Raw genomic sequence first — 1,192 nt, forward strand, 5'->3', positions numbered from 1 at the left:
CACGAACAGGACCACCGAGGCGGCGGAGGCGACGCCCACGTCGGTCAGCAGGCGGGTGTAGATGAACGTGACGACGGTCAGCGTCGCGGTTCCCGGACCGCCTTCGGTCATCACCCACACCTGGTCGAACACCTTGAAGGAGTTGAACAGGAGCAGGAGGAAGACGGCGGCGGTGGCCGGCTTGAGCATCGGCAGGGTGATCGAGCGGAACTGTCGCCAGGGGCCGGCGCGGTCGATGGTGGCGGCCTCGTAGATCTCGTCCGGGATGCGCTGGAGTCCGCCGAGGAGGATCAGCGCGTAGATGCCGAACTCCTTCCAGATGCTGACGACGGCGACGGCGGGCAGGGCGAGGTCGTTGTCGAAGAGCCAGCGGGCGCCGTCGACGCCGAACAGGCCGATCAGCGTGTTGATCAGTCCGTGGTCGGGCTCGTACAGCCACTTCCAGACGAGGCCGGCGACCACCATCGGGATGACGGCGGGCAGCACGGTCACCGTGCGGACGAGGCGGGCGGAGGCGAGTTCACGGTTGGCGGCCGTCGCGGTGGCCAGCGCCAGCACGTAGGTGCCGAGGAGGGTGATCGCGGTGAACACCAGCGTGTTGACGATGCTGGTGCGGAAGGTGCCGGCGCCGAGGATGGTCCGGTAGTTCTCCGCGCCGACGAAGGTGCGCGGGCCCAGCAGGTTCCAGTGGTCGGTGCTCAGGAGCATCGACTGGACCATCGGGTAGAACGTGAAGCCCAGGATCACCAGCAGCGCGGGCGCCACCGAGAGCCAGCCGGCCAGGGCTCCGGTCGAACGCCGCCGGGACTTCGAGGTCTGCCCGGCGCGGTCCGAGCCGCTCCCGGCGGCGGTGCCGCCGGGAGGGTGCTTCGCGGGAAGGTCGGTCATGGTCGTCATCGGCTTTCCGTCACTCCTTGCCGAGGGCCTGGCCGACCAGGTCGTCGACGGTCTTCAGCGCCTTGTCGACGGATGCCTGGCCGTTGACGCCGGCCACGATGTTGGCCTTCTGGGCGTCCCAGCGGGCCTGGAAGGCGTGCCGGTCCTGGAGGACCAGGTCGGGGGTGTTGCGGGCGAGCTGTTCGAAGATGGGCGCCCAGTTGGGGTCGGCCTTGACCTTGCCGTCCACGGTGGCCTTCACGGCCGGGTCCACCTTGCCGAGGTCGTACGGGAAGATCGCGTGGAAGTCCATGTA

The 1,192-nt window shown here is 68.9% G+C and carries 2 protein-coding genes; both read right to left on the reverse strand.

The genetic code is table 11. The features are described 5' to 3' along the window. A partial coding sequence (locus PUR56_RS12550; protein WP_329948952.1) for a carbohydrate ABC transporter permease occupies positions 1 to 897 on the reverse strand: 897 nt, incomplete at its 3' end. Positions 898 to 907: 10 nt separating this feature from the next. Then, positions 908 to 1,192, reverse strand: a 285-nt coding sequence (locus PUR56_RS12555; protein WP_329879489.1) for a hypothetical protein, incomplete at its 5' end; no start/stop codon positions are given.

Origin of the sequence: Streptomyces sp. BE303 (genome assembly GCF_036290945.1) — a bacterium.
Lineage (GTDB): Bacteria > Actinomycetota > Actinomycetes > Streptomycetales > Streptomycetaceae > Kitasatospora.